Annotated in this window: 17 protein-coding genes; 13 read left to right on the top strand and 4 right to left on the bottom strand. The window is 69.8% G+C overall.

The window, feature by feature from the left end:
* Window positions 1-12: 12 nt before the first annotated feature.
* The 3 genes from ACH4VX_RS32670 (at window position 13) to ACH4VX_RS32660 (ending at window position 3,471) form a co-directional block, all read left to right on the top strand.
* Entirely contained in the window at window positions 13-393 is a 381-nt protein-coding gene (locus tag ACH4VX_RS32670) for a VOC family protein (protein WP_398372591.1), read from the top strand.
* A 23-nt stretch (window positions 394-416) separates the two neighbouring features.
* Window positions 417-1,082: a DUF5701 family protein gene (locus ACH4VX_RS32665; protein ID WP_398372589.1), complete on the top strand. Its 666-nt coding sequence runs from the start codon at window positions 417-419 to the stop codon at window positions 1,080-1,082.
* Between the two features lie 589 nt (window positions 1,083-1,671).
* Window positions 1,672-3,471, top strand: coding sequence for a lysyl oxidase family protein (locus ACH4VX_RS32660; RefSeq protein ID WP_398372587.1), 1,800 nt, complete (start codon window positions 1,672-1,674; stop codon window positions 3,469-3,471).
* A gap of 259 nt (window positions 3,472-3,730) precedes the next feature.
* On the opposite strand, the gene ACH4VX_RS32655 is transcribed toward ACH4VX_RS32660, so the two are convergent.
* A complete protein-coding gene (locus ACH4VX_RS32655; RefSeq protein WP_398372628.1) occupies window positions 3,731-5,188 on the bottom strand; it encodes a non-reducing end alpha-L-arabinofuranosidase family hydrolase in 1,458 nt (485 codons plus the stop codon).
* A gap of 580 nt (window positions 5,189-5,768) precedes the next feature.
* On the opposite strand from ACH4VX_RS32655, the gene ACH4VX_RS32650 reads away from it, so the two are divergent.
* Entirely contained in the window at window positions 5,769-7,202 is a 1,434-nt protein-coding gene (locus tag ACH4VX_RS32650) for an endo-1,4-beta-xylanase (RefSeq protein WP_398372585.1), read from the top strand.
* 523 nt (window positions 7,203-7,725) lie between these two features.
* On the opposite strand, the gene ACH4VX_RS32645 is transcribed toward ACH4VX_RS32650, so the two are convergent.
* A complete protein-coding gene (locus tag ACH4VX_RS32645) occupies window positions 7,726-9,075 on the bottom strand; it encodes a Cys-Gln thioester bond-forming surface protein (protein ID WP_398372627.1) in 1,350 nt (449 codons plus the stop codon).
* A 553-nt stretch (window positions 9,076-9,628) separates the two neighbouring features.
* On the opposite strand from ACH4VX_RS32645, the gene ACH4VX_RS32640 reads away from it, so the two are divergent.
* The 8 genes from ACH4VX_RS32640 to ACH4VX_RS32605 all read left to right on the top strand — a co-directional run bounded on the left by ACH4VX_RS32640 (window position 9,629) and on the right by ACH4VX_RS32605 (window position 21,028).
* Window positions 9,629-14,185, top strand: coding sequence for a DUF6531 domain-containing protein (locus ACH4VX_RS32640; protein WP_398372583.1), 4,557 nt, complete (start codon window positions 9,629-9,631; stop codon window positions 14,183-14,185).
* Window positions 14,186-14,208: 23 nt separating this feature from the next.
* Window positions 14,209-14,682, top strand: a complete 474-nt coding sequence (locus ACH4VX_RS32635; protein ID WP_398372581.1) for a hypothetical protein — start codon at window positions 14,209-14,211, stop codon at window positions 14,680-14,682.
* A gap of 263 nt (window positions 14,683-14,945) precedes the next feature.
* Window positions 14,946-15,125, top strand: coding sequence for a hypothetical protein (locus ACH4VX_RS32630; protein WP_398372580.1), 180 nt, complete (start codon window positions 14,946-14,948; stop codon window positions 15,123-15,125).
* 469 nt (window positions 15,126-15,594) lie between these two features.
* Window positions 15,595-17,448 (top strand): Hsp70 family protein, encoded by a 1,854-nt coding sequence (locus ACH4VX_RS32625; RefSeq protein WP_398372578.1) that lies wholly within the window; start codon window positions 15,595-15,597, stop codon window positions 17,446-17,448.
* A gap of 3 nt (window positions 17,449-17,451) precedes the next feature.
* Window positions 17,452-18,309: a hypothetical protein gene (locus ACH4VX_RS32620; RefSeq protein WP_398372576.1), complete on the top strand. Its 858-nt coding sequence runs from the start codon at window positions 17,452-17,454 to the stop codon at window positions 18,307-18,309.
* Window positions 18,306-19,307 (top strand): diguanylate cyclase regulator RdcB family protein, encoded by a 1,002-nt coding sequence (locus ACH4VX_RS32615; protein WP_398372574.1) that lies wholly within the window; start codon window positions 18,306-18,308, stop codon window positions 19,305-19,307. Before ACH4VX_RS32620 ends, ACH4VX_RS32615 begins: the two co-directional genes overlap by 4 nt.
* The gene (locus tag ACH4VX_RS32610; RefSeq protein ID WP_398372573.1) at window positions 19,304-20,410 is read left to right on the top strand and encodes a patatin-like phospholipase family protein; all 1,107 of its coding nucleotides are present in this window, start codon (window positions 19,304-19,306) and stop codon (window positions 20,408-20,410) included. Before ACH4VX_RS32615 ends, ACH4VX_RS32610 begins: the two co-directional genes overlap by 4 nt.
* Window positions 20,411-20,452: 42 nt before the next feature.
* The gene (locus ACH4VX_RS32605) at window positions 20,453-21,028 is read left to right on the top strand and encodes a hypothetical protein (protein WP_398372571.1); all 576 of its coding nucleotides are present in this window, start codon (window positions 20,453-20,455) and stop codon (window positions 21,026-21,028) included.
* A 329-nt stretch (window positions 21,029-21,357) separates the two neighbouring features.
* Here ACH4VX_RS32605 and ACH4VX_RS32600 read toward each other — a convergent pair whose 3' ends face one another.
* Together ACH4VX_RS32600 and ACH4VX_RS32595 are read right to left on the bottom strand one after the other, a co-directional pair.
* Window positions 21,358-21,978 carry an NPCBM/NEW2 domain-containing protein gene (locus tag ACH4VX_RS32600; protein ID WP_398372569.1) on the bottom strand — a complete coding sequence of 207 codons (621 nt, stop codon included), beginning with the start codon at window positions 21,976-21,978 and terminating at the stop codon, window positions 21,358-21,360.
* A 339-nt stretch (window positions 21,979-22,317) separates the two neighbouring features.
* Complete coding sequence (locus ACH4VX_RS32595) at window positions 22,318-22,821, bottom strand: ATP-binding protein (RefSeq protein WP_398372567.1); 504 nt, start codon at window positions 22,819-22,821, stop codon at window positions 22,318-22,320.
* Between the two features lie 867 nt (window positions 22,822-23,688).
* Here ACH4VX_RS32595 and ACH4VX_RS32590 point away from each other — a divergent pair.
* On the top strand, window positions 23,689-25,167 hold the full coding sequence (locus ACH4VX_RS32590) for a sugar transferase (protein ID WP_398372565.1): 1,479 nt from the start codon (window positions 23,689-23,691) through the stop codon (window positions 25,165-25,167).
* Window positions 25,168-25,246 lie beyond the last annotated feature (79 nt).

The raw sequence follows: 25,246 nt of genomic DNA, 5'->3' as shown, positions 1-25,246 counted from the left end.
CAGGAGAAGACCTTGCCCGTGACGTTCAACCACACGATCGTCCCCGCCCGGGACCGCGAGGAGTCGGCCCGGTTCTTCCGCGAGCTGTTCGAACTCCCCGAGGCGCCGTCGTGGGGCCCGTTCACCAACGTCCAGCTCGACGAAGGCGTGCTGCTGCAGTTCGCCGAGCTGCCCGGCGTCGACCGGATACAGATGCACCACTACGCGTTCCTGGTCGACGACGACCTGTTCGACCGGGCCTACGCCCGCCTCCGGGCAGTCGGCACCGAGCACTGGGCCGACCCTCAGATGACGCGGCCCGGCGAGACCAACACCGAACACGGCGGCCGCGGCGTCTACTTCAACGACCCCGCCGGCCACGCCATCGAAATGATCACCAAGCCCTATCTCTGAACCGAACCGCCCGAAAGGATCCCGTGACACACACCGCCATCGACCCCGGCGCCGAGTTCGACCGGCAAGTGCACAACCTCATCGAACGGGACTACCCGACGATGGCCCGCCTGACCCCGGAACGGTTCACCGCCCTGGTCGCGCCCCTGCGCGACCTCGCCACCGACGTCGGACACGGCACAGGGAAGCCGGACACCGGACACGTCCCCTTCCTGCTCGTGGTCACCCGGGAAGTCGTCGCGATCGAGCAGACGATGGCGCGCACCACCCTCCACGGAAAGACCGGGCCCGGCTTCGTCGACCGGTCCTTCGAGCCCGGCGCCCTCGAGCGGTTCGTCGCCGTCGAGGAGACCGGCCTCCCCGGCCGGCGCGCCTACCTGCTGCTCGACGTCGAGCGCGGAGAGGAGTTCTGCGGCGCCGTACCCGGCGACGCCATGGACGCCGTCGCCACCAGGGGACGAAGCCCGCTCACCATCGAGGAGGGGATCGCGTTGATCACCCACTTCCCCGAGATCCTGGTCAAGAACAAGTGCTTCTCCCTCGGCGGTTCACGCTCCGGCGACCGCCGCGTCCCGGCGATCTGGATCAGCCGGCACACTCCCAAACTCGGCTGGTGCTGGGAAGGCAACCCCCACACGTGGCTCGGCATGGCCTCGGCCGGCTCCCGCCGCGCGGCCACGGAACAGTAGTGCGGGCAAGTCCCCCTCGACGACCGGGATCCCTGGCCACGCCCGCCAGGTTCCGGATGTTCTCGGCCCTGTTCCAGGTGGAGTGGCGCGCACGCCGGCCCAGTAGCAGCGCGGCGACGGGTTCCACCGAGTACTCGCAGTCGTCGAACACCGGCGGCAGGCGCCGGTCACGCAGCCGGCGGACCACGGCGTCCGCGGCGGGCCGGTGACTGGTCACGCAGACCGAGTGCTTCCGCGACGGCCCGGTCAAGGAGATCCGTGTCGCGCAGCGGGACAAGGCCCGCGGGCCTGAACTCATCGGTGAAGGACATCGTGATGTCCGAAGGCCCCGAAGCGCCGGCCGTGTCCGACCGTCACCGTCTGCCCACCGAGCGGGACGAGCCGGGTGGACTCCGCATGGACGTGGGCCAAGTCCGGCAGCCGGTGAGTGTTTTTCGGACAGACTGGGGCCATCCGGGTGGGCGGAGACAACCCGGATGGCGTCCAGTGGCCTCTCATGGTCCGAACACCACGGTCCCACAGGCAAGTTGGGGTCGTGCTGCTCGTCCACGTTCCATGACGCACTCGAAAGCCGGAAGCACGAGGATCGATGACCAGACTCCAGCAGGACCGCCCCCACCGCCTGACCCGCCCCTCCGTCGCCGTCGCCGCGGCCATCGCCGTGACCGCGGGCGTCGTCGCCGCCGCGCCGGACGCGAAGTCCGAGGAGCCGACGCCGAAGCTCGGCCTGATCGCCGCCTCCGCCTCCGTCACGCTCGATTCGTGGAAGGAAGATCCCGGCGTTTATCTCGACCTCGGGACGTACCTCACCTCCGAGAACGGCGCCTTCGAGCTCAAGGTGACCCGCAAGTCCTACAAGGACCCGGTCGTCGCCCAGCAGATCCTCCGGAACGGGAAGAAGACCCGGACCAGGACGCTCCCCGCCGGGGCCGTGAACGACTTCGCCGGACTGCCGGACTTCACCCAGATCACCCTCACCGACGCGGCCGGCTCGACGGTGCTGGAGAAGACCGAGGCGTTCTGCCCCAACAACGCCTCCGGACGGGTCCGTCCGGACGCCCCCGCCAACTCGAAGTATCCGGAGAGCTGTCCGACGAACCCCTTCACCCTCGGCTCGGTATGGGGCGTCGAGAACGGCTGGGCGTCCAACACCTACTCGGGGTTCTACACCGACCCGGTCCAGCTGGCCGCCGGCACCTACACCGCCGAGATCAACGTGGCCAAGAAGTACCGTGATCTCTTCGGCATCGCCGACAAGCCGCAGACCGTCAAGGTGGTCGTCCGCGAGCGCAGTTGGGAAGACGAGGAGAGTGCCGGCGCCCGCAGCCCGGCGAAGACCACCGCCTCCGGGCACAGCGCCCACGCGCAGCACGACGCCCACGCTGAGCACAGCGCCCACGCGCAGCACGACGCCCACGCTGAGCACAGCGCCCACGCGCAGCACGGGACCGCCGCTGGCATCCCGGCCCCCGGCGCCGTGACGAGCGGCGCCGGCCCCTCGTACAACGCCGGTCACGGACCCTACCCGTCGGCTCCGCCCGCCCTGCCGTGGGCGCTGAAGAGGAAGTCCCTGGGGCGGCAGGCCCTCACCACCGCCGAGGTCGGTGACGGTTCCGGGCAGACCGACGGTTCGCGGCAGGCACCGGGCGACCGGCCCAACGCGAAGCGGCCCGCCGGCAAGACGTCGGTGCCCGACGTGCCGAAGCCCGACCTGCGCTCGCTGCCCGCGTTCGGCATCACCGTCAGCGACGGCTACGAGGAGGTGCCCGGCAAGGACTACCTCGCCTTCAGCGCCAACGTGTGGAACGCGGGCCCGGCCAAGCTCGTCGTGGACGGCTTCCGCTCCCCGGGCAAGGAGGTGATGGACGCCTACCAGTACTTCTACGACGCCGACGGCAAGCAGGTCGGATACACCCCGACCGGCGGCATGGAGTGGGACCCGCGTCCCGGCCACGAGCACTGGCACTTCCTGGACTTCGCCAGCTACCGGCTGCTGACGGCCGACCAGAAGGAGACGGTGCGCAGCGGCAAGGAGGCGTTCTGCCTGGCCAACACCGACGCCGTCGACTACACGGTGAAGAACGCCGACTGGCACCCGGGCAACACGGACCTGTCCACCGCGTGCGGCCAGGAGAACTCCATCTCCGTCCGCGAGGTGCTCGACGTCGGCTCCGGTGACACCTACACCCAGGACCTGCCCGGTCAGTCCTTCGACATCACGGACCTGCCGAACGGCACGTACTACATCCAGGTCCTCGCCAACCCGGAGAACCGGCTCAAGGAGACCGACCACAGCAACAACAGCGCGCTGCGGGAGGTCGTCCTGGGCGGCGAGAAGGGCGCCCGTACGGTGACGGTCCCCCCGCACCACCTGGTGGACGCCAACTGACCCGCCCGTGACGGCCGGGGCGGCTCCGGCCCCAGGGACGAACCCGGAGCCGCCCCGGCCCGCCGGAACCTCCCGGCCGGTGGCCGACGCCGAGGGCCACAACCGTACAGCGCTGGACGCGCTCGTCCGCGCCGTACGGAGATGACACGGCCGGCACCGGACAACGCCCCGCCGAGGAGCCCCGGCCGAGCGACGGCCGGGGCTCCTCCACGTCGGCGGACCGCGCCACATCGTGGCCGCCGTGTGCCAGGACGGCCGGTCAGCGCCGCAGGGTGAGGACGCCCGGCCGCCACGGCAGTCGGTTGTACTCGCCGCCCGCGTTGGGGTCCTTGCCCTGGTAGAGGAGTTGCAGGTTGCAGGGGTCGATGGTCATGGTCTGGTCGGGGTTGTTGCGGACCAGGTCACCGTGGCTGATGTCGTTGGTCCAGGTGGCCCCGCTGTTGGCCTTCCCCGCGAAGGGGTTGCTCTCGCTTGCGGCCTGGGGAGTCCACGAGCCGCTCAGGCTGGAGGCCGTGAAGGAGCGGAAGTAGCGCCCGTTCGCGCCCATCGCCTCGACGATCATGAGGTACTGGTTCCGGCCCTGAACCTTGTAGACCTGTACGCCCTCGAAGAGGTTGGCCTTCGTGTCGCTCATGATGGTCGTGTACGACGAGCCGAAGTTGCCCGGGAAGTTCCCGATCGGCATGCTCGCCCGGTAGATCTTGCCGTTGTCACCGGCGAAGAACAGGTACATGTTCTGGCCGTCGGCGATCAGGGTCTGGTCGATCGGGCCGGTGTCGGAGCCGGAGATGCTCCCGGTGAACAACGGCTGCGGAGAGGACCAGCCGTTGGGGTTGGTGGGATCGCTCGACGTGCGGTAGATGAAGGGCCACGAACCCCACTGGTACGCCAGCACCCAGATGTTCTTGGGCGCGAAGTAGAACAGCGTGGGCGCCACCGCGGCCTGGCTCATCCCGGTCTGGCCGGCCGACGCCATGTCCGACCAGTTCGTGAAGGGACTGAACATCATCGAGCCGTACGACGATCCCGACACGTTCGACGCGTAGACCAGGTGCCTGCCGTTGTGCGTCACGGTGGTGAAGTCCTTCACCGCGGCCCACCCGTTCGCCGGCTGCGCCAGCACACCCGTGGACGTCCACCGGTACGTCGACGGAAGGGAACACGTGCCGTCCGTCGGCGGCGTCCCGGTCAGACCGGTCCACTTCTGGTTGCTGCCGCCGTTGCACGTCCACAGCTGCACCGCCGTGCCGTTGGCCGTACCGGCGCCCGTGGCCTCCAGGCACAGCCCGGACTCCACTCCGACGACCGTGCCGTCGGAGTTCACCCGCCACTGCTGGTTCGTACCGCCGGAACAGCTCCAGATCTGCACCCGGGTACCGGCCGTGGTGGCGTGGCCCGGAACATCCAGGCACTTGTCGCCGTACACGGTCAGCTGGTTGGCGTCCGTCAACGTCCACTGCTGGTTGGTTCCGTTCCAGCAGTCGTAGATCTGCAGGTACGTACCGTTGGTCTGGTCGGCGCCCGGCACGTCGAGACACCGGTTCGAACCGACACCGCGCAAGGCGCCACTGGAGGCCGCCTGAGCCGGGGTGGTGGCGACGAGCATCGCCGCCAACGCGGCCAGCGCCGCAACCACGGCGGCGAGCACCGCGGACGGATGTCTGCGGCTGAGGATTCGTCTCTGCGTGGAGACAACGGATTGGCGGGTCCATGACATATGCATGCGGCACGACTCCTTGCGGTCTGCGCTCAGGCGGTGTGACGGGAGTTGTCCTGCTGCCCGATGGAACGACCCGACGTGTTCGCCATATCGAACGTGCGTCGAAGTGTCGAGCAATCTGAATGATAGGGAGTCGACGAACGGCGTCAACACCTCACGCATGTATCGCCGCAAACTCCGAAACATTTGCCGGAACCCACGCGGCGAAACGTCGCACGCCACACCGACAGGAAGCCGAAACCTCAAGCATGGATCATCGAGGCAAACCTTCGGCACCACGCCACCGGCGGGCGACAGCGCCGGGGTCGCCGTCCGGCCCGCCGGGGGGTTCTGAAAGTTTCGGAGCAGTGGCAGAAACTTTCCCCCGCACGAAGTATTGACGATGCATCATCAACCCCTCAATCATTCCTGTCTGGGAAACCGGCCACAGCCCGATATCTCGAACCCGCACCGCGCTGTCCGGTGATTCCGTGCTGCCCCGGGCTCCGGCCCGCCCCGTCCGTCCGCCGAAAGGGAGCGGACGACACCATCCCCTGCGTTTCAGTCCTTCCGTGATGTCCACCCTGGAGGCACAGCCATGGGCTCGTACGCCCTTCCCGGACCCGTTGTCCGCCGAAAAATCCGCGGCCTGCTGTTGGCGCTGGTCGTCGGCGTCCTCGGTGCGGTCACCGCACTGGTCACGCCGCCGACCGCACACGCCGCCGAGAACACGCTCGGCGCCGCAGCGGCACAGAGCGGCCGCTACTTCGGCACCGCCATCGCCTCGGGCAAGCTGGGCGACTCGACGTACACGTCGATCGCGAGCCGAGAGTTCAACTCGGTGACGGCCGAGAACGAGATGAAGATCGACGCCACCGAACCGCAGCGGGGTCAGTTCAACTTCGGCGCCGCCGACCGCGTCTACAACTGGGCGGTGCAGAACGGCAAGCAGGTGCGCGGCCACACCCTGGCCTGGCACTCCCAGCAGCCCAGCTGGATGCAGAGCCTCAGCGGCAGCACACTGCGCCAGGCGATGATCGGCCACATCAACGGCGTGATGGCCCACTACAAGGGCAAGATCGCGCAGTGGGACGTCGTGAACGAGGCCTTCGCCGACGGCAGTTCGGGAGCCCGGCGCGACTCCAACCTGCAACGCACCGGCAACGACTGGATCGAGGTCGCCTTCCGCACCGCGCGCGCCGCCGACCCGTCCGCCAAGCTCTGCTACAACGACTACAACGTCGAGAACTGGACCTGGGCCAAGACCCAGGCCATGTACAACATGGTGCGGGACTTCAAGCAGCGCGGCGTGCCGATCGACTGCGTCGGCTTCCAGTCGCACTTCAACAGCGGCAGCCCCTACAACAGCAACTTCCGCACCACCCTGCAGAACTTCGCCGCCCTCGGCGTCGACGTGGCCGTCACCGAACTCGACATCCAGGGCGCCTCGTCCACGACCTACGCCAACGTGGTCAACGACTGCCTGGCCGTCTCCCGCTGCCTCGGCGTCACCGTCTGGGGTGTGCGCGACAGCGACTCCTGGCGATCGGGGGACACGCCGCTGCTGTTCAACAACGACGGCAGCAAGAAGCCCGCGTACACCGCCGTCCTCAACGCGCTCAACGGCGGCGACACCTCGGAGCCCCCTGCGGACGGCAACACGATCAAGGGCGTCGCTTCGGGCCGCTGCCTGGACGTGCCCAGCGCCGGCACCACCGACGGCACCCAGCTCCAGCTGTGGGACTGCCACGGCGGCACCAACCAGCAGTGGACGTACACCGACGCCGGTGAGCTCAGGGTCTACGGCGACAAGTGCCTGGACGCCGCCGGCACCGGCAACGGCTCCAAGGTCCAGATCTACAGCTGCTGGGGCGGCGACAACCAGAAGTGGCGCCTCAACTCCGACGGATCCATCGTCGGCGTCCAGTCCGGCCTCTGCCTCGACGCCGTCGGGAGCGGCACCGCCAACGGAACCCTGATCCAGCTCTACTCCTGCTCGAACGGCAGCAACCAACGCTGGACCCGCACCTGACGGTCCCGGGCCGCCGCCATGACGGCGGCGGCCCTCGCGGTCCTGACGGTGATCCCTCCTGTGCGACGTGGCACAAGGACCGGATTCCGTTCGCGGTCGAGAGCGACCGGCTGTACGGGAGGTTCGTCGATACGCGCACCGGGACTCCGGGCCGTTGGAGCGACGGTGACGCGAACCGGTCCGACACCCATGGTTCCCTCGCGGAGTTCTTCCGCGAACTCGCCGACGGGATGCGCACACACGGTCGTGTCGTGGACGGCGTGGTGTCCTGGTGACCGACGGCCGCGAGGGTCACCGGAGGCGGCCTCGACGTCGCGGCTCAGCACCCCGGTGACGGTGTCCCCCACGATCCAGCGGCAAGGTGCTGAGAGGGGCGGATCTCCCGACGGCCCGCCGGCGGCGTGTCGTCGGGAGATCCGCCCCCCTCGTGGTCCCAGGGACTGCGTCCGGAAGTGGTCCGACGGACGCGCCGGCAGCGTCACGCGATGCGTGTGCCGGGCCCGTCCGCCGGGTCAGCGGCCGGTCACTCCCCGGCGGCCGCCTTCTTCCTGCGCAGGAAGAACATCGCCGCGCCGCCCGCGGCCACGAGGGCCACCGCGACACCCGCGATCACCGGAGTCGCGCTGGAGCCACCGGTGTTCGCGAGGTCGCCCTCGCCGCCGGTGGTGTCCTCGGAGGAGCCGCCGGCCGGGCTGGGGGCCGAGGACGGGGTGTCCCCGTCCGTGCCCGGCGTCCCGGTTCCCGGGGTGCCCTGGGTCTTGCAGTCCAGGACGCCCTGGAAACGCTCCGAGAAGCCGTTCGGGCCCTCGATGGTGAAGTCGTACGCCGCGTCCTCGTCGACCGGGACGGTCACCGTCTTGGTCCCGCCCGCCTCGATCGTGTGCTCGGCGCCCGCGAGTTCGAAGGTGAACGGGGTGTCACCCTCGTTGCTCGCCGTGACGTCGACGCCGCCCTTGGCACAGTTCTTCTCCGCCGTGACCGAGGGGATGGCGCCCTTGGTGGCCCAGTTCGCGGTCGCGTCGGCCGTGACCGTGGACTCGCTGGAGCCGGCGAGGATCTGCGTCTGGCTCTTGCTGGGGCTGGCGAACGCACGGCCGACCGGGATCTCGGTGGTCGCCCGGACCGTCAGCGAGGCCGAACCGTCGGCCGTCCCCTCGGGAACGTCGAAGTACAGCTCGGTGCCGTCACTGGCGGACGTGACGGCCTTGCCGCTCTTGTCGGTCACCTTGACGCCGGCCCCGGCGGCGTCGGCGGAAGCGGCGACGGAGACCTGACCGGCGTCGGTGCGCACGGTCACCGGGCCGAGCTTGCCGCCGGCCTTGCCGGAGACCGCGTCGGGCTCCAGCATGAGGGAGGTCTTCGGCTCCTGGAGGTTCTGCGCCTGGGCCTCGAGCCAGTCGGCGAGCTTCTCGGCCTGCGCGTCGCGGGCCTCGACCTTCGCCCCGTCCGAGAAGCGCCAGATGGCCACCTGGGTGCCGGCCGCCGCGGTCTTGGCCGTCAGCCCCTCGGCACCCGCCTTCTGGGCCAGCGCCGTCAGGTCGTCGACCTGCGGGTACGAGTTCTGGAGGATCCAGAGGATCCTGCCGGCGTTCTCGTTGGCGCCGAGCGAGGTCTGGGCCCAGGGGGTCTCCAGGTACTTCGCCTTGTTCTGGGTCGGGTTGTGGATGTCGATGCAGTACGACTGCAGACTGCCGCTGCCCTCGACGCTCATCTCGAACAGGCCGGCGGCGATGTTCTTGGTCTTGCCGTCGCCGACGTCCAGACGGGCCGAGTCGTACGTCTTCAGCCCGTCGAGAGTGGCGACCGCACCCCCCTGGTGGTGGACGTCCCCCTCGTCGGCGGCGGCGTTACCCGCACCGACGAGGAGGCCCATGGTCAGCAGTCCGGCCGCGGCCGCCCCTGCGGCGATACGTCGTCCGGTGGTGCGCCGCCCGGTCGTGGCGGACGCGGTATGAAGAGCAAACACAGATTTCCCCTCCGGCGGGACCCGCAACGGGACACGCGAGATGTGTTCACACGTGATGCGTGCTGGAAGAGTCACGCCAGTTGTCTCAAGTGCTGGACAAGCACACGGGGATCCTATGGATGGAAGCGTTCCGGATTTTCGTTCCCGACGCCGTACGGCCATTCCGAATCGGAACCGTTACTTCCTGCGACCGGAGTGTCCTCATCCATCCAATCTTCACAACTCGACCAGCGAGTTCGCACACCTGCCGTGCGGTCGGGAACGGCCACCGGTATGCGCTCGAAATGAGTTTCCGTACCCATGTGCCGTGCCGGGGGCGGTGGTTGGGTTGCCACCGAGAGATGGTCAGTCGCCAGGTGGCACTGGGGCGTGGCTCACCTCACGAGTCCACGAGCACGGGATCAAGTAACTTTGCCCAGGCACACGTTCCATGGGTGAAGCGTCGCAACGGGGGAAGATCATGGGATACCGGCCGAGTGATTGGCATGTCCTTGACCTGGACAAGGACCCGACCCCCGGCGACCCGGACCGTGTGCGCACCCTGGCGAGGTTCCTGCACGACTTCGCCGACGACGTCTCCGAGGCGCTGCGTCTGGTGAAGGGGATGGCCGGTGAGGGCACGCTGGCGGAGTGGGCGGGCAAGTCGGCCGACGTGTTCAAGGAGGAGTTCTCCGGCGTTCCCAAGAACCTGAGGAAGCTGGAGAAGTCGTACGCGATGTGCGGTGACGCGCTCGCGGACTACTGGCCGAAGCTGGAGCGCGCCCAGGCCCTCGCCGACAAGGCGCTGGCGAAGGCGCGTGAGGCGCGCGCGGACCTCTCCTCGGCGCAGTCGAAGCTGTCGTCGGCGGAGTCCTGGGTCGGGCGGGCGAGCAAGGAGGCCGACAAGTACAAGGACGATCCCACGGGTTCGAAGTCGGACGCGGACAAGCCGGACGAGGCGAAGGTGCGGGCCGCGACCCGGGACGTGCAGAGCGCCAAGTCCGCCGAGACCAAGGCCCAGTCGGACGTCTCCGCCGCCCAGGACGCGCTCGCGGCGGCGAAGAAGATGGCCGAGGACGCGCGGAAGATGCGCGAGGAGGCCGCGCGGGACGCCAAGTCGAAGATCGACGAGGCCTCGGACGCGGGTATCCAGAACCGGTCGTGGTGGGAGGAGGTCGGCGACTGGTTCGTCGACAACTGGGACAGCATCGTCGCCGTCTGCAAGATCGTCGTCGCGGTCGTCGGCATCGTCGCCATGATCATCGGCGGGCCCATCCTCGGCGCGATCGTGCTCATCGCGGCGCTCGCCCTGCTCGCCGACACGCTCTACAAATACTCCAAGGGCCAGGCGTCCCTGTGGGACGTGGGATTCGCGGTGCTGGAATGCATACCCGGCATGAAGGGCCTGACCACCCTCGGTGCCCTGGCCAAGGGCGCCAAAGCCTTGGCCAAGGGTGGGTTGAAAGCCATGGCCAAGGGGCTCGGGAAGGGCCTGCGCAGGGAGGCCGACGACGCCGCGGCGAAGTCCAAGCCGTCCAAGGGCCGCTGCAAGAACGGCGACCCGATCGACATGGTATCCGGCGAAATGCTCATGGAGGCCACCGACGTCGAACTTCCCGGCCTGCTCCCACTGGCACTACGGCGCACCCACCTGTCCACATACCAGTGGGGCCGCCTCTTCGGTCCGTCCTGGGCCTCCACCCTGGACGAACGCCTCGAACTGGACGACGAGGGAGCCGTTTTCGCCACCGAGGACGGCATGCTGCTCTTCTACCCGGTGCCCCGGCCCGGCACATCGGTCATGCCGCTGGAGGGCCCCCGCTGGCCGCTGGACTGGGACGGCACAGCGGGTGCTCCTCTTCGCGTCACCGACCCCGGCACGGGGATCACTCGTCACTTCGCGCCCCGGTCGAGCCCGGCCGCGGTGGACGAGTCCTTCACGCTGCCCCTGGCCGCGATCACCGACCGCAACGGGTCTCGTGTCGACTTCGATCGTGACGCCGACGGCACCCCTGTCGCGGTACGCGATTCAGGCGGCCGGCACCTGCACGTCGACACGACGGACGGGCGTGTCACCCGGCTCCGTCTGCGCGACCCGGAGGGCGGCCCCGAGGGCACGGTGCTCAGGAGCTTCGGCTACAGCCCCGAAGGAAACCTCACCGAGATCCACGACTCGAGCGGCCGGCCGCTGAAGCTCACGTACGACGAGCGTGCCCGCATCACGTCGTGGACCGACCGCAACGACTACCGGTACCGCTTCACCTACGACCCCCTGGACCGCTGCGTCGCCGGCGAGGGCGCCGACGGCAGCCTGTCCTGCACCATCGAGTACGACACCGACGACCGCCGGACGCGCTACACGGACGCGCTCGGCAACACGACCACGTACCAGTACGACGAGCTGTACCGGCTCACCACCGTGACCGACCCCCTCGGCCACAGCGTGCACACCGAGTGGGACCGGTTCGGGCGGCTGCTCTCCCGTACCGATGAGCTGGGCAACACGACCCGCTTCACGCAGGACGCGCACGGTCAGCCGGTACGGATGGACCGGCCGGACGGGACCGGCGTCCAGGTGGAGTACGACGGCTTCCTGCCCGTCGCCGTCACGGAAGCCGACGGGGCCCGCTGGGAGTGCACCTACGACGACCGGGACAACCTCCTCACCAGCACCGATCCGCTGGGCGCGGTGAGTTCGTACACCTACGACGAGCGGGGACACCGGATCGCGCAGACCGACGCGCTCGGCAACACGTTCCGCTTCGAAACGGATGCCGCCGGGCTCCGGGTGCGGGCCGTGGACCCGCGCGGCAGCGTCGTCACCGTGCGACGGGACGCGTTCGGGCGCGTCGTGCGCATCGAGGACCCGGTCGGTGGAACCGTCCGGCAGGAGTGGGACCCGGACGGACGGCTGCTGTGGCGGGAGCGGGCCGACGGCGGCCGCGAGACCTGGTCGTACGACGCCGAGGGCAACCTCACGTCGCACCGCGACGCCGGCGGCTTCGTCACCGCCTTCGAGTACGGCGCGTTCGACCTGCCGAGTGCCCGGACCGACCCGGACGGCACCCGCTACCGCTTCACCCACGACGCGGAGCTGCGGCTCGTCGGCGTGTCCAACCCGCGCGGTGACGAATGGAGTTACCGGTACGACGCGGCGGGCCGCCTGACCGGCGAGACCGACTTCAACGGCCGCAGGCTCGGGTACGTCCTCGACCCCGCCGGCCATCAGGTGGCGCGGACCGACGGCACCGGGCAGACGGTCCGCCTCACCCGCGACGCCGCCGGGCGGGTGGTGACGGCGCGGACGGACGGCGGTGACGTCACCACCCTGCGCTACGACACGGCCGGCCGCCTGATCGAGGCCGTGAACCCCGGCAGCAGGGTCACCTACGGCTACGACGCCCTGGGCAGGATCCTCACCGAAACCGTCGACGGCCGTACGGTCACCAGCCAGTACGACCCGCTGGGCCGGCGGACACGGCGCACCACACCGTCCGGTGCCACCTCGCACTGGTCGTACGACTCGGCGGGACTGCCCACGTCGCTCGTCACCGACGGTGGGGAGCTGACCTTCACCCACGACGCGGCCGGCCGGGAAACCATCCGTGGCATGGCCGGTGCCGCGATGCTGACGCAGTCCTGGGACGCTGGTCACCGCCTCGTCGAACAAGTCGTCAGTGCCGGCACCCAGGGCGGCGCGCAGGTGCGCCAGGCCCGCTCGTACGCCTACCGCGGGGACGGCCACGTCACCGCGATCACCGACCGGCTGGGCGGCACCCGCAGGTTCGACCTGGATCACGTGGGCCGCGTCACCCGGGTGTCGGCCGACACCTGGACCGAGACCTACGCCTACGACGAACTGGGCAATCTCACCGAAGCCGCTCACCCCGCCCCCGGCGGACAGGACACGCAGGGCCCGCTGCGGCACACCGGCACGAAGGTCACCTCGGCGGGCCGCACCACGTACGAGCACGACGACCAGGGCCGCGTGGTCCGCATGATCCGGCGCACGCTGTCCGGGCTGCGGCGGATCTGGACCTACGTCTGGGACGCCGACGACCGCCTCACCGAGGCCGTGACGCCCGACAGCGGTGTGTGGCGGTACCGCTATGACGTGCTCGGCCGGCGTGCCGCCAAGTGGCGGGTGGACGAGGACGGCTCGGTCGCCGACGAGATCCTTTTCAGCTGGGACCGTGCCAACCTGGCGGAGCAGCAGAGGCTTCGCGACGGGCGGGTGGAGACCGACACCTGGGACTGGGAGCCGGGCACGCACCGGGCGGCGGCCCAGGTGCGGACCGGTCGCCGCGTCGACGCCCCGGACGTGATCGACAGGCAGTTCTACGCGATCGTCACCGACCTGGCCGGAACCCCCAGCGAGCTGATCGACGAGGAGGGCACGGTCGCCTGGCGGGCCGTCACCAGCCTGTGGGGACGTTCCCTGGCCGGTGACGACGAGGGCCTCTGCCCGCTGGCCTTCCCGGGCCAGTACCGCGACCCGGAGACGGGCCTGCACTACAACCTGGCCCGTTACTACGACCCGGACACGGCGAGCTACCTCACCCCCGACCCGCTCGGCCTGGTCCCGGCCCCGAACCACCACGCGTACGTCGACAACCCGCTGCGCTGGAGCGACCCGCTGGGCCTGGAGGGCGACGAGCCGGTCCGCATCTACGACGACTCGACATACGACAAGCATGGTTCGAGCAGCGGTTCGTCGGCCAAGGGAGAGATCGGGCGCGCCCCCGCGAACGGTCAGGCCGCGCTCGACCGGTCCATCACACGGGGCGACGGCAGCAACCCGGACGACTTCCGGCGCATCGGCGTGGACCACGTCAACAACGAGATCGTGGTCCTCGACCGGCACGACTACGAAACCGACAAGAACGGCAAGATCGTCAAGGAGATCTACCATGGCCACGTGCAGGCCTCGTACCCGTCGGGCGCTGTCAAGGAGAAGGACCTGACCAAACTCGTCAGGGCCGGAATGATCAACAACAAGAAGAAGCAGAAGGTGCTCCCGCCCAAGTGCGACGGGTGACAGGCAGAGGGGGAAGACCGGTCGTGGCGTCCGAATGGGACTGGGAAAGCGGCAAGGGCCTGCTGGGAATCGACGACCCGACGGACTGGGATGCCGCGTTCGAGCGTGGGGAGCGGCGTCTGGGGACGGCGGCGATCGGGTTGGCCTTCAACTGTTCGCTGGAGGAGGCGTCACCCCGGATCGTCCGGGCGACGCGGTTGCCGGACCGGAACCAGCGGGGATTCGCGTTCACGGCGGTGGGTACCGCGGCACGGCTCAACGGGGCGTTGACGCCGGAGCTGTATGCCGCGCTGCGGGCGGAAGGTCCCGGCCGCAGGAGCATCGCCGTGAACGCCGTCGACGACACCCTGACCTTCGTGCCGTTCCGGGAACTGCCGCCGTGGCTCAAGCGGTGGAAGGTGTATACGACGGTCCGGGACAAACTGGAGGGCTGGTGGCTGCGCTCCGAGGACGCGGTGGGGGACGCCTGGCGGGCCCTGCGCGGCCGGCGTTCGTGAACCGGGCGAGTGCGCACGGTGAGGCCGAGTGGGCACAGTGCCCGAAGGGGACCGGGAAACCGGTGAGGGAACTTCGGTGAGAAATCGCCTGCGAGATTGCCGGGAATGTTGTTGACGATCTTGCAGCGTGCGTCGCGCCTTGACCCCGAGGCGTCGGCGAAGCACTTGGTGCTCGATGAGGGGAGACCCATGCGGCGGTTGACCGCGCCCGGCGGACGCGCGATGCACTCGCCCACCCGACGAGCGTGCGGGCGGGACGCCCGGTGTCCCGCAAACGCCTCCTGAGGAGCACGGCGATCGCGGGTTCCCTCGTTCTCACGGCCGTCGTGGTGCCGGCCTCCGTCGCGGCGGCCGCTTCGGTGACCGCCCCTTCGCAGGGCCGCGGTCATGCCGCGGACCCCCAGGACGCCGCGCTCGCCGCCTACCCCGCTCCGCTTCCCTGATCCGGCAGTCGCCCGCCCTCCCGCGCCGCCGCCGCGTCGGCTCGGCGCCTTCGCATGCCGTGAGTTCCGCCGTGAGTTCGCGGGACCGTGCCGGTCCCGACGCGCTCGGGACGGCCCCGCCCGCCCCTGTGGCAGGGGAAACGAACCGGGAATCTCAAGATCCCCGGCAGATTCGCTCGGCCCCAGCACCTGAGCCACTCCATTCAATGAACCCATCGATCAAAAAGTCCACCTGTTCGAACAGGATCGCCCAGGAATCTCGCTTCGGCGGTCAGTAATTCCATTGGCCACACATCGCGAACCCCTACTCCCAGACAACACGCTTATGTGTTTTCCCAGGAGTTCCGTGGGAATGAAGAACGCATCGAACCGGCCGCTCGGCGGACCGGTTCGTACATAGGAGGGCGGGGGAACAGGGAGCGCGAACCTCCTTGCCACCTGCCCGCATCCGGTCTGAGGGGGGACTGGAGTGAACCATTCACCGTCCACCGGCACGTTCGTGCCCAAGGTCGTCGTGGCCATCGATTTCGGAACACATGGCTCCGGATTCGCCTGGGCGACTGTGTCGAATCTGCAGAACATGGCCAACAACCGCTACATCGCCTACCAGGACTTCGTACACCAGGGCGGCAGCAGTCCCTATCCGAAGGACCTGACGGCCGTGCTGGTGAATCAGCGGGGAACGGCTGTCGAGTTCGGTTTCGAGGCCCGTAAACGCTGGCAGTCCGAACTCGGCCGCGGAAACCCGAACGGTCTCGGATACGCCACCAGGTTCAAGATGGCTCTGCGGGCCGACTCCCCGCGGGTCGACGTACCGCGCTTCCTCGGCAGTCTCACCGGGGCCGGCCGTCGGACGGTGCGTGGACTGATCGCGGCCTGTCTCGGCAAGCTGTACAAGACGGCCCTCAAGGAGATCGAGGCGACGAGCTACCGCGGCATCGGATTCACGGAGGACGACATCCGCTGGTGCATCACGGTGCCCGCGATCTGGAAGGACTCCGAGAAGCAGGCGATGCGCGACGCCGCGGCACAGGCCGGCATGCCTTCCGACGAGGAAAGGCTGCTGCTCGTCAGTGAGCCGGAGGCGGCGGCCGTCTACTGCGCCCTCACCCCCGGCACCCTGCTCGGGCCGACGCGCCCCGCCGGCCGGCTCGACGTCGAGACGACCGGCAGCCGCTTCATGGTGGTCGACTGCGGCGGCGGCACCGTCGACATCACCAGCTATCAGATCCGCACGGAAGGCGTCGGCGCCAACCGGCTGGCCGAGATCGGCATCCCCGACGGCGGCCCGCTGGGATCGGCCTACATCAACCAGCACTTCGTCGAGCAGGTGCTCGCCGACCGCTTCGGCGACGAGCAGCTGAAGGCACTGACGGTCTCCCATCCGCGGGAGATCGCCCTGCTGGAGGACCGCTGGGAGGAGTGGAAGGTCGGTCTGCACTCCGAGACGGCCCCAGACGGCACACCGGTCCTCACCACTCCCTGTGATGTCGAAGTGCCCGGCCGGCTCTGGGAGGCACTCGCGAAGCACACCAGGGAGCGGCTGACGGAGCTGGCCATGGACGACCCCTATCACCTCGTCCTGACCCCGGAGGAGGTCACCGCGCTCCACGAGTCGGTGGTCGGTCCGGTCCTGGACACGATCGAACGGCAGCGCCGGCTCGTCCTCGACGGCGGCCCCGTGAAGGGCCTGGACCAGATCCTCGTCGTCGGCGGATTCGCCCGGTCCACCTATCTGCGGGACCGGATCGCCCACCGCTTCGGCGGCGAGGTCAGGGTGCTCATTCCGCAGGACCCCGCCGTCGCGGTCCTCGGCGGGGCCGTGCACTTCGCCTACGACCCGTCCGTCATCTGGGGGCGCCGCTCGAAGTACACCTACGGCTTCGGCTGCTCCATGCCCTTCCGCGACGGGGTGGACCCCGTGGCGAAGCACTTCGTCAACGATGAAGGGGACGAGATGTGCAACCGGCGATTCCGCACCATGGTGCGGCGCGGCGATCAGATCCCCGTCGACAAGCTCGTCGAGCACGACATCGGGGTGTCGAAACGCAGCCTCCGCACCGTCGACATCCCCTTGTACGCGACCTTCAGCGACGATCCCCAGTACACCGACGAAGAGGGCTGCGAGCTTCTGGGCACGGTGTCCGTCGACGTGTCCGGCTCGATGAACCTGCCGTCGTCCGAACGCAGGGTCGACATCGGCTACGCGTTCGGCGGCTCGGAGATCGCCGTGAAGGTCCGCGACCGGGTCAGTGGCGCGCACCGCAAGGCCACGATCACGTTCACGGAACTGTACGGACGGCACGGCAGGGCAGGTGGGTGATCCATGCACCGGGGTACACACGACTTCTACTCCGAGGACGAAGAACACGACGAGTTCCTGGCGCCGTGCCCCACGTGCGGGCGGAGAACGGACAAGAAGGACGGCAAGACGTCGGGCATGGGCAGGAGGAACAAGAACCAGCACGATGTCGAGGCATGTCACCGGATGCTGCAGGACATCCAGCGACAGACCGGCGCCTTCGCCCAGTGGACGACCACCGTGCTCAGCGCGGTGCACAGCCTCGGCGAGCGGCTCGAGGAAGTGGCCCGCAGCGTCGACCGCGTCGCGGACGCCCTGCGGGACCAGGGAGTCCGCGACGCGATCGACACGGGCCGCGTCACCTCCGACGTCCATCGCCGTCATCTCGAACTCGCCCAGACCTACCGGGCACTGGTGACGCAGTCCCTGCGTGACCTGGGACGCGTGCTGTGCCCCAAGGAGAGCGACGAGGGGCGGGCGGAGCTGGCGCGGCGTCGTGCCCGGGCCGTCGCACACCTCGTCAGGTTCCTGTTCCAGCCGCTCGACCAGCCGGTGTCCGGCCCACCGGAGGAGATCGTCGACCGACTGCGCGAGCTCGGTCTGGCCACCGGGGGGACGCAGTTCCACCATCAGTTCGCCGCCGTGTTCTCGAGGGCGGCGGCACTGCGCGAGGACGTGGCGGGCCTCGCGCTCACCGCCGGACTCGACTTCGACGTCGACCCGACGGCCCTGTCCGCGGACGACTACCAGCCCTGGGAACAGCAGCAGGCCGATGGCGCGCAACCGGAGTTCCTGGTCGCTCCCGCCTACGTCGTCGGAGGCGACCGACCGCGAACCTTCAGCCCGCCGATCGTGTTCACGACCCCGGCGGACCGCCCGTGAACCGGCCGCCGTCCCCGCGTGAAATCGCCCAGGGCGTCCCGCTGGTGGACGACCGGCTCCTCCTCGAACTGCTCAACGACCTGCACACCGCGGACGACCTCGTGCGGGCCACCGTACGCGAGGGGTTCTTCGCCAGACTGCTGGGACAGGTCACCGGGCGCGCACGCAGACGGGACACCGCCGTCAAGGGTGCTCTGGTCGGTGCCCAACGCGACACCCTGGCATGGCTGTCCAGCCTCACCGGACGGCTCGCGGTCACCGACCTGGTCGTCGCCGAGATCACCGACGAGGTGGCCCGGATCCGCAAGGATGTGGAGGGGCTCGGCGACCGCCTCCGATGGGCCGAGGACGGTATCCGCGAACTCGCCCTCGTGCTGGCGGAACTCGCCGAGCGGACCGGGCGCGGGCTGGCCGAGCACGACGAGCGTCTGCGCAGGATCGAGGGCAGACTCGCGATCGACGACGCGGTGCGCCGCTGGCGCCGGCCCCGCCCCGATCCGGGACTGGGCCGCCTCTTCGGGGCCGTACTCCTCGCCCGGGAGGTCGCCGCCGGCCCCACCGGGGAGTTCGCCGACACCGAACACGGCGCCCTCGTCGAACAGGAACTGGTCGACCGCATACTCCGGGACCCGCCGCATCCGTGGTACGACGGCGTCAGGTCCGTGGCCGGACTGCTGGCCGAGGCCACCCGCCTGCTGCCCGGCGACGACCACCGGCTCATGGTGGCCGAGCTGCTCGGCGAGGGGCTGCGGGACGAACAGACGCGGGCACGCGGGCCCCTCAGCACCGCGCTCGCGCGAGCGGCGGCGACCACGCTGCGGGGCGCGGATCCGGACGCCGCGGCCGGAGCGGCACTGCGCGGCGCGGTCGGCAACGGCACCCGGTACGTCGCCGGCAGCCTGACCGCGGAGGAACTGCTCCGGCAACTGGTCGGGGAACAGTTCGCGGAGGCGGCCGCGCGCCGCTCCCTGCTCCACGGGACGAGGAGCGCCTCATGACCGGCCCGGCGGGCTTCGACGACATCAGGCAAAGGGCCCTCGACGTGGTGGCCCGGCACCCGGAGGTCCCGCACCGGGACCCGGCCGCGCTGCCCGGGGCACCGCCCACTCCGCCCCCTTCCGTGCGCATCGGGCTGGTGCTGGCAGGCGGTGGGGCCAAAGGCGCCTACGAACTCGGTGTCCTGGACTACATGGCGGAGCGGGGCGCCCGGGTGTCCGCGATCGCCGGCACCAGCATCGGTGCCCTCAACGGCGCCGTACTGGCCGGCGGGGAGTCGTTCTTCCACGGCGTGGAGCGGCTGGCGACCTTCTGGGAGCGCTTCTCCGTCCGGATGGGTGTCGCACCGTCCGACGCCCGGGGGCTGCCGCTGGACGATGCCGGCGTCGCCATGGAGAGCACCGCACGCCAGGTGCGGCGCCTGGTCCCGCGCCTGCGGGCGCTCAAACAGCGGACGGCCCTGCTGGAGGAGCTGATCGACGAGGCGGTGGACGCCGAGCGCATCCGTGCCGGGCTGCCGCTGTGGGTCACCGCCTACCCCCTGCTGGACCGCCGGGCCGTGCCCGAGCGGCTGCGGCACCTGAAGGAGGTCGCCCGGTGGATGGGCGGTGCCCGGGCCGACATCATCCGGCTCAACGACCTGGCCGCGCCCCAGATCCGCGAGGCGGTCCTCGCCAGCGCCGCGCTCCCGTTCGTCTTCCCGACCCGGGTGATCGACGGATGCGCCTACCTCGACGGCGGACTGGGCCGCGGTGACCGCACCCCCGTGCGCGCGTTCACCTCGAAGGAGCACTGCGACATCCTCGTCGTCCTGCACATGCACCCCGACGCCCGGGTCGCGCCGGGCGCGGCGACCGGCCTCGTCCGCGTCGACATCCGGCCCAGCCTCCCGGTCGTCCCGCCGGGGCCGATCGGGCCGTTGACCGGCCTGATGAACTTCTCGCCCGATCGCGTGGCCGCCCTCCGCGTGCTCGGCTACCGCGACGCGACCAGGCGCTTCGACGAGATCGAGCGGCTCCTCAGCCGCCGGGGCACCCTCGACGAGGCCGAGTCCGCGATGCTGTCCGCCCTGGAGCGGCTGAGGGACGGATCACCGACGCCGTGAGGGGCGCGCGCCGGGAACCCATCGACCGCCCGAGGAGCACAGTTGTCCGACCGCCTGCACGTGCTCACCGTCATCTACCAGTCCGACCGCGCCGACCGCTCCAGCACCCTCACCGTCAGCCTCGCCACCATGGGCGCCGCCGTGACCTACCTGGTGGGCACCATCGCCTTCTACGACAAGCTGGATCTGCTCGGCTGGGCCATCAGCCTCCTGCCGTTCCCCCTGGTCTGCGTCCTGGCCTTCCAGGCCCAGATGGTCAACCTGGCCGCGGTCCGGGCCCGCTCCATCCTCACCCTGGAGAAGGCGATCCTGGACGCGGTGGAACCCCCGGCCGGTCCCCGCCTGGACCGTGCCGTCCTCGGTGTCACGGCCAGCGAGCGGGCCTCCAACCTGCACACCGCCGCCCGCTGGCAGCGCGGCGCGACCATCATCGCCTACGCGGGCGTCGGACTCATCGACGTGCTGTACGTCGTCCTGATGCTGATCAAAGCCGCCCCGCACCTCTCCGGCTGGCTCGCCGTCCCCGCCACCGTCTACGGCGCCCTCCTCGTCCTCGTGGCCCTGGCCTGGCACCACAGCGTCACCAACCTGGACCACACCGCCGTCGGCGGCCCGTGACCCGTGCGGACGCCCGGGGCGTGTCGCGGAAGTCCCGGCCGCCCCGCTCGCCCGTCGTCCCACTCGGCCGTTCGCTCCGGGTGTCCTCAGTGGTCGCAGGAATGTCGTGGACGTCGTCAACGGCTCAACGGCCGTCACCCACCGGTTCGCCGAGATGTGCGCTGCCGGGACGGACGCCTCCCCGGGCGGGGCACACCGTCCAAAAGCGTGAGCACTTCAGCCGCAACTGCCCCAACGGCGCCCGTTTGAGCACTCGCGTGTCACCTGCCCGCCAACTGCTCATGCTTTGAGCCGTGTTCGACGTTCGGGGGCAAGGCCGCCCACCCGGGCTATTTGCTGATCCGTGCGTCGCCCCATGCCGCGTCACCGACGTAACAGTCGTCCTCACCTTCGAGGAACACGCCGTGAAGGTAGAGAAGGGACGTACCGCGCACGTCGAGTGTCACATCACGAGACTCCATGATGCCGAGCTCGTACACCTTGCCGATCTGCTTGCCGTTGGAGCTGAAGGAGAACTGGATGCGTGTTCCCGGCGGGGTATCGCTCGGCAGGCCGATGGTTGCCCTGAACGTAGTCCACTCGCCCTTGAGGTCAATGATCACTTTCTGCGACACCATGCTGTCGCAGTTCCCGAGAGAGAGGCGCAGAGTGCGAGGGTACGGCTCGTTGTTGATCGTGGCCGGGCCTTCGTTCTCGTGGATTTCTTCCATCTCCGTCAGGTAAGCGATCTCCGGTGTGGGAGTGCCCGTCGAGTCGGGATTCGGTGTCGTGGGGTCCGGCTCGGGTTCGGTGGGTGCAGAAGATGGGTCCTCAGTGGGGGACGAGGCCGGAGAGGGCGCGGCACCGGGACTGGAAGCGCATTGCTGCGCGCCGAAGAACAGGGCGACGACGAGGCCCAGGATTCCGATGGTGTTGGTCCATTTCGCCTCAGTCGACAGCCCGTTGGACAAGACGCCCGCCCCTTACGCCCACCTGGTGTGGCGCCGATGGTACAGGCCGGGCCCCTGGGGCATCCCAGGGTCGAGGAAGGCCTCACGAAGTACCGGACGCTTCCAGCGAGGTACCCGTCTCCGGCCCCACAGTGCCGGGACCGCAGGTTCCAGGACGCAAGCCCGGCTTTCCGCAGCAGTTGTGCGACCGCGGAGGCTCCCTGCACCACCCGGCGGGACGCCATCCGGACCCGGCCGCCGGACGGCGCACCGCGGCCGTCCGGCACACTCGGACAGCAGGTCACCGGTCGACAGCAGCGTCCGGACCGGCAGGAGGGCCGCCGACCGATCGCGCCGACGTCAGCGCGGCAGATCCAGTTCGGCGCGGACGGTCTTGCCGACCGGCAGCCGGTCGAGGACCTCCCACCGGTCGGCCAGCGCCTCGACGAGGAGCAGGCCCCGGCCTCCGACGGCGGAGGCGTCCGGGGCGACGATCTCGCCGGGGTGGGGCGGGCGGCGTTCGCCGCGGGTGTCCGAGACGTCGATACGGAGGACGCGGGCGGGGTGGGCGTCGGCCTCCGCCCCGAGTCCGGGGCCCTCGTATGAGGCCGCTCCGCCGCAGAGTGTGAGCTGGAGTTCGAAGTCGCGGCCCGGTACGCGGCCGTGCGTGGCGGCGTTCGCACCCAGCTCGGCGACGATCAGGGCGGCGGCGTCGGATACGGCGGATCCGTACGGGAAGCCCCAGCTGTGCAGCCGGTACAGCGCGAGCCGGCGGGCGAGGCGGGCGCCCAGCGGGGTGGAGCTGAACCGCTGGGAGAACATACGTACGGTAACCGGCTTGCTGTGGGGGACGGTTGGCGCCATGGCCCCAATGTGTCGGGCTCTGGGGGCCGTTCACCAGGTCAGCGACTCATACGCGGGATCAGCGTACGGGTTCACGGGGTAACTCCACCCACCGCTAAAGCGGCGGGCTTCCTGTGTCGGTGGCTAAGCACCGTCGCAGAGAGCCAGCCCTGCCCTGCTGAGCACATTGAGCGCGCCGACGTCGCACTCGGTGCGCGGCGGAGTGGCGTACGCCCAGGTCGACTTGAGGTGCCCTGCCAACGGCTCCGCCCAGAGAGGCGCGTAGGGCGTCTTGTGCGCCTCGGCGACCCGAAGCGCAGCGGAACTCCGAGCGAGCCGCAGCGGACGGTGTGGTTCAGCCGGCGTACGGCCGCGCCCGGGGCCGGGTGAGCCGCTGGAGCGCGCGGTGGCGTGAAAGCGCCTACAGGCGGTCATCGATCGGCGAACCCAGTCCCAGAGCTGAACACAAATTCCACACAACCCCTCTTCATACCGGCCCCGATGGTCTAGATTGACCTTGCTTCAGCCGTTCGGACATGAGGCGACCGTTAATGATCTATAGGTCCGGTGCTACGGAAAGCCAGTATTCGCATTCCTGGTGCCGGACGTGGGGATGATCAATTCCCGGAGTCCGAGAGAGGGCCCCGGGTGCGGGGAGCACCCGAGGTTTCGACGGGTTCCGCGCACCTCGAGAGCCTGGCGGGACAGGCAAGTCCGCTGTCGCCAGGATGGGTTGCTCAACCGGCTCCGAAACAGCCGGGATGTCATGCGCGGAGGGGCGGGGGCCTCCCGTGGGGAGGAACAGCGCGGCGCGGGGGGCGGGGGCCTCCCGGGTGGAGAAACAGTGTCAGGGGAACACGTTGAACCACTGGGGACCTGGGGGGTTCTGTGCGGCAAGGGGGATTACTCAGCCCGTTTCCGTCGGCGCGCGGGCGTCTGGCGAACGGGGCGATCAACCAGCCCGCGATCGACTGGGAGCAGCGGTACCGCCGTACCGTGATCACCGGCGATACCGTGGCCACCGCCTTCGTGGTGGCGGCGATCGGAAACTTCTTCGGGGCCCGGGACGCGGCCAACTGGCACGAGAAATGGGGAATTCTCGCCTTCGGCACCTGGCTGCTGGTGCTGGGCGCGCTCGCGGTGGGCCGGGCGTGGGCTCCGGCCGTGCTCGGCCAGGGCGCCGAGGAATTCCGCCGGCTCGGACGCGCGCTTTTCGCGGCGACCGTCGTCCTGGCACTCGGTGGAATCGCCCTCACCTCGCGCAACATCAAGCTCTGGATCTTCGTCGCGGTCCCCGCGATCGCGCTCGTCACCATGACCGCGCGGTATCTGCTGCGCCTCGGGCTGCACAGACAGCGGAAGGAAGGACGGTGTCTGAGACCGGTGCTCGCCGCCGGGAGCCCGGCCACCGTGCGCGACCTGATCACCCGGACCCGTAAGTTCCCGCACCTCGGCTGGCGGGTGGACGCGGTGTGCACGACGGACGGTCTCGGACCCGACGGTGACCAACTGGACGGAGTGCCGGTCGTCGGCCGGCTGGCGGACGTCGCGGGCCACGTCCACCGCGACGGCTACCGTGTCGTCGCGGTCACGCCGGACCCGCACTGGTCACCGCACCGGCTGCAGCGGCTGGCCTGGAACCTCGAGGGCAGCGACGCCGAGATGGTCGTGGCGCCCGTACTGATGGAGGTGGCCGGCCCCCGGCTGCACATCGACGCGGTGCTCGGGATTCCGCTGCTGCGGGTCAGCATGCCGGCCTTCACCGGGGGCCGCCGGGTGGTCAAGGGGGTCGTCGACCGGATGGGCGCGGCGATCCTGCTGCTGCTGTTCGCGCCGCTGATGGTGTTCGTCGGGCTGCTCGTGCCGGCGACCAGCCGGGGTGGGGCGTTCTACCGCCAGCGCAGGGTCGGCAAGGACGGCCGCGAGTTCACCATTCTCAAGTTCCGCACCATGGTCGTCGGGGCCGACCGGGCCCGTGCCGGGCTGGCCGACCTCAACGAGGGCGCCGGCCTGCTGTTCAAGCTCCGCCGGGACCCGCGGGTGACCCGGGTGGGAGCGGTGCTGCGCCGGTACTCGATCGACGAGCTCCCGCAGCTCTTCAACGTGCTCACCGGATCGATGTCGCTCGTCGGTCCCCGGCCTCCGCTGCCGGAGGAGTCCGCCGCGTACGGCCCGGACATCCGGCGGCGGCTGCTGGTCAAGCCCGGACTCACCGGCCTGTGGCAGATCAGCGGACGCAGCGACCTGTCGTGGGAGGAGGCGGTCCGGCTGGACCTGCGGTACGTGGAGGACTGGTCGCTCGCCCTGGACACGGTGATCTTGTGGAAGACGCTGCGTGCGGTGCTCCACGGGCAGGGGGCCTACTGATGCGCGGGGGACGGCGACCCGACGGTCCCGCCGGCGCGCGGACCGCAGGCCGCGAGGGCCTGCCTGGGGGGAGGAACAG

The organism is Streptomyces sp. NPDC020731, assembly GCF_044334705.1.
In the GTDB taxonomy this organism is placed as follows: Bacteria; Actinomycetota; Actinomycetes; order Streptomycetales; family Streptomycetaceae; genus Streptomyces.
Note: the sequence above shows the minus strand (reverse complement) of the source record. Positions and strands in the feature narration are given on the sequence as shown.

Excerpts from the sequence above, each read along its gene's own strand:
- ACH4VX_RS32660 (WP_398372587.1), top strand. The coding sequence starts at position 1,672 with ATGACCAGACTCCAGCAGGACCGCCCCCACCGCCTGACCCGCCCCTCC.
- ACH4VX_RS32595 (WP_398372567.1), bottom strand. The coding sequence starts at position 22,821 with ATGGCGCCAACCGTCCCCCACAGCAAGCCGGTTACCGTACGTATGTTC.
- ACH4VX_RS32645 (WP_398372627.1), bottom strand. The coding sequence starts at position 9,075 with ATGGGCCTCCTCGTCGGTGCGGGTAACGCCGCCGCCGACGAGGGGGAC.
- ACH4VX_RS32655 (WP_398372628.1), bottom strand. The coding sequence starts at position 5,188 with ATGTCATGGACCCGCCAATCCGTTGTCTCCACGCAGAGACGAATCCTC.
- ACH4VX_RS32640 (WP_398372583.1), top strand. The coding sequence starts at position 9,629 with ATGGGATACCGGCCGAGTGATTGGCATGTCCTTGACCTGGACAAGGAC.
- ACH4VX_RS32650 (WP_398372585.1), top strand. The coding sequence starts at position 5,769 with ATGGGCTCGTACGCCCTTCCCGGACCCGTTGTCCGCCGAAAAATCCGC.
- ACH4VX_RS32620 (WP_398372576.1), top strand. The coding sequence starts at position 17,452 with ATGCACCGGGGTACACACGACTTCTACTCCGAGGACGAAGAACACGAC.
- ACH4VX_RS32610 (WP_398372573.1), top strand. The coding sequence starts at position 19,304 with ATGACCGGCCCGGCGGGCTTCGACGACATCAGGCAAAGGGCCCTCGAC.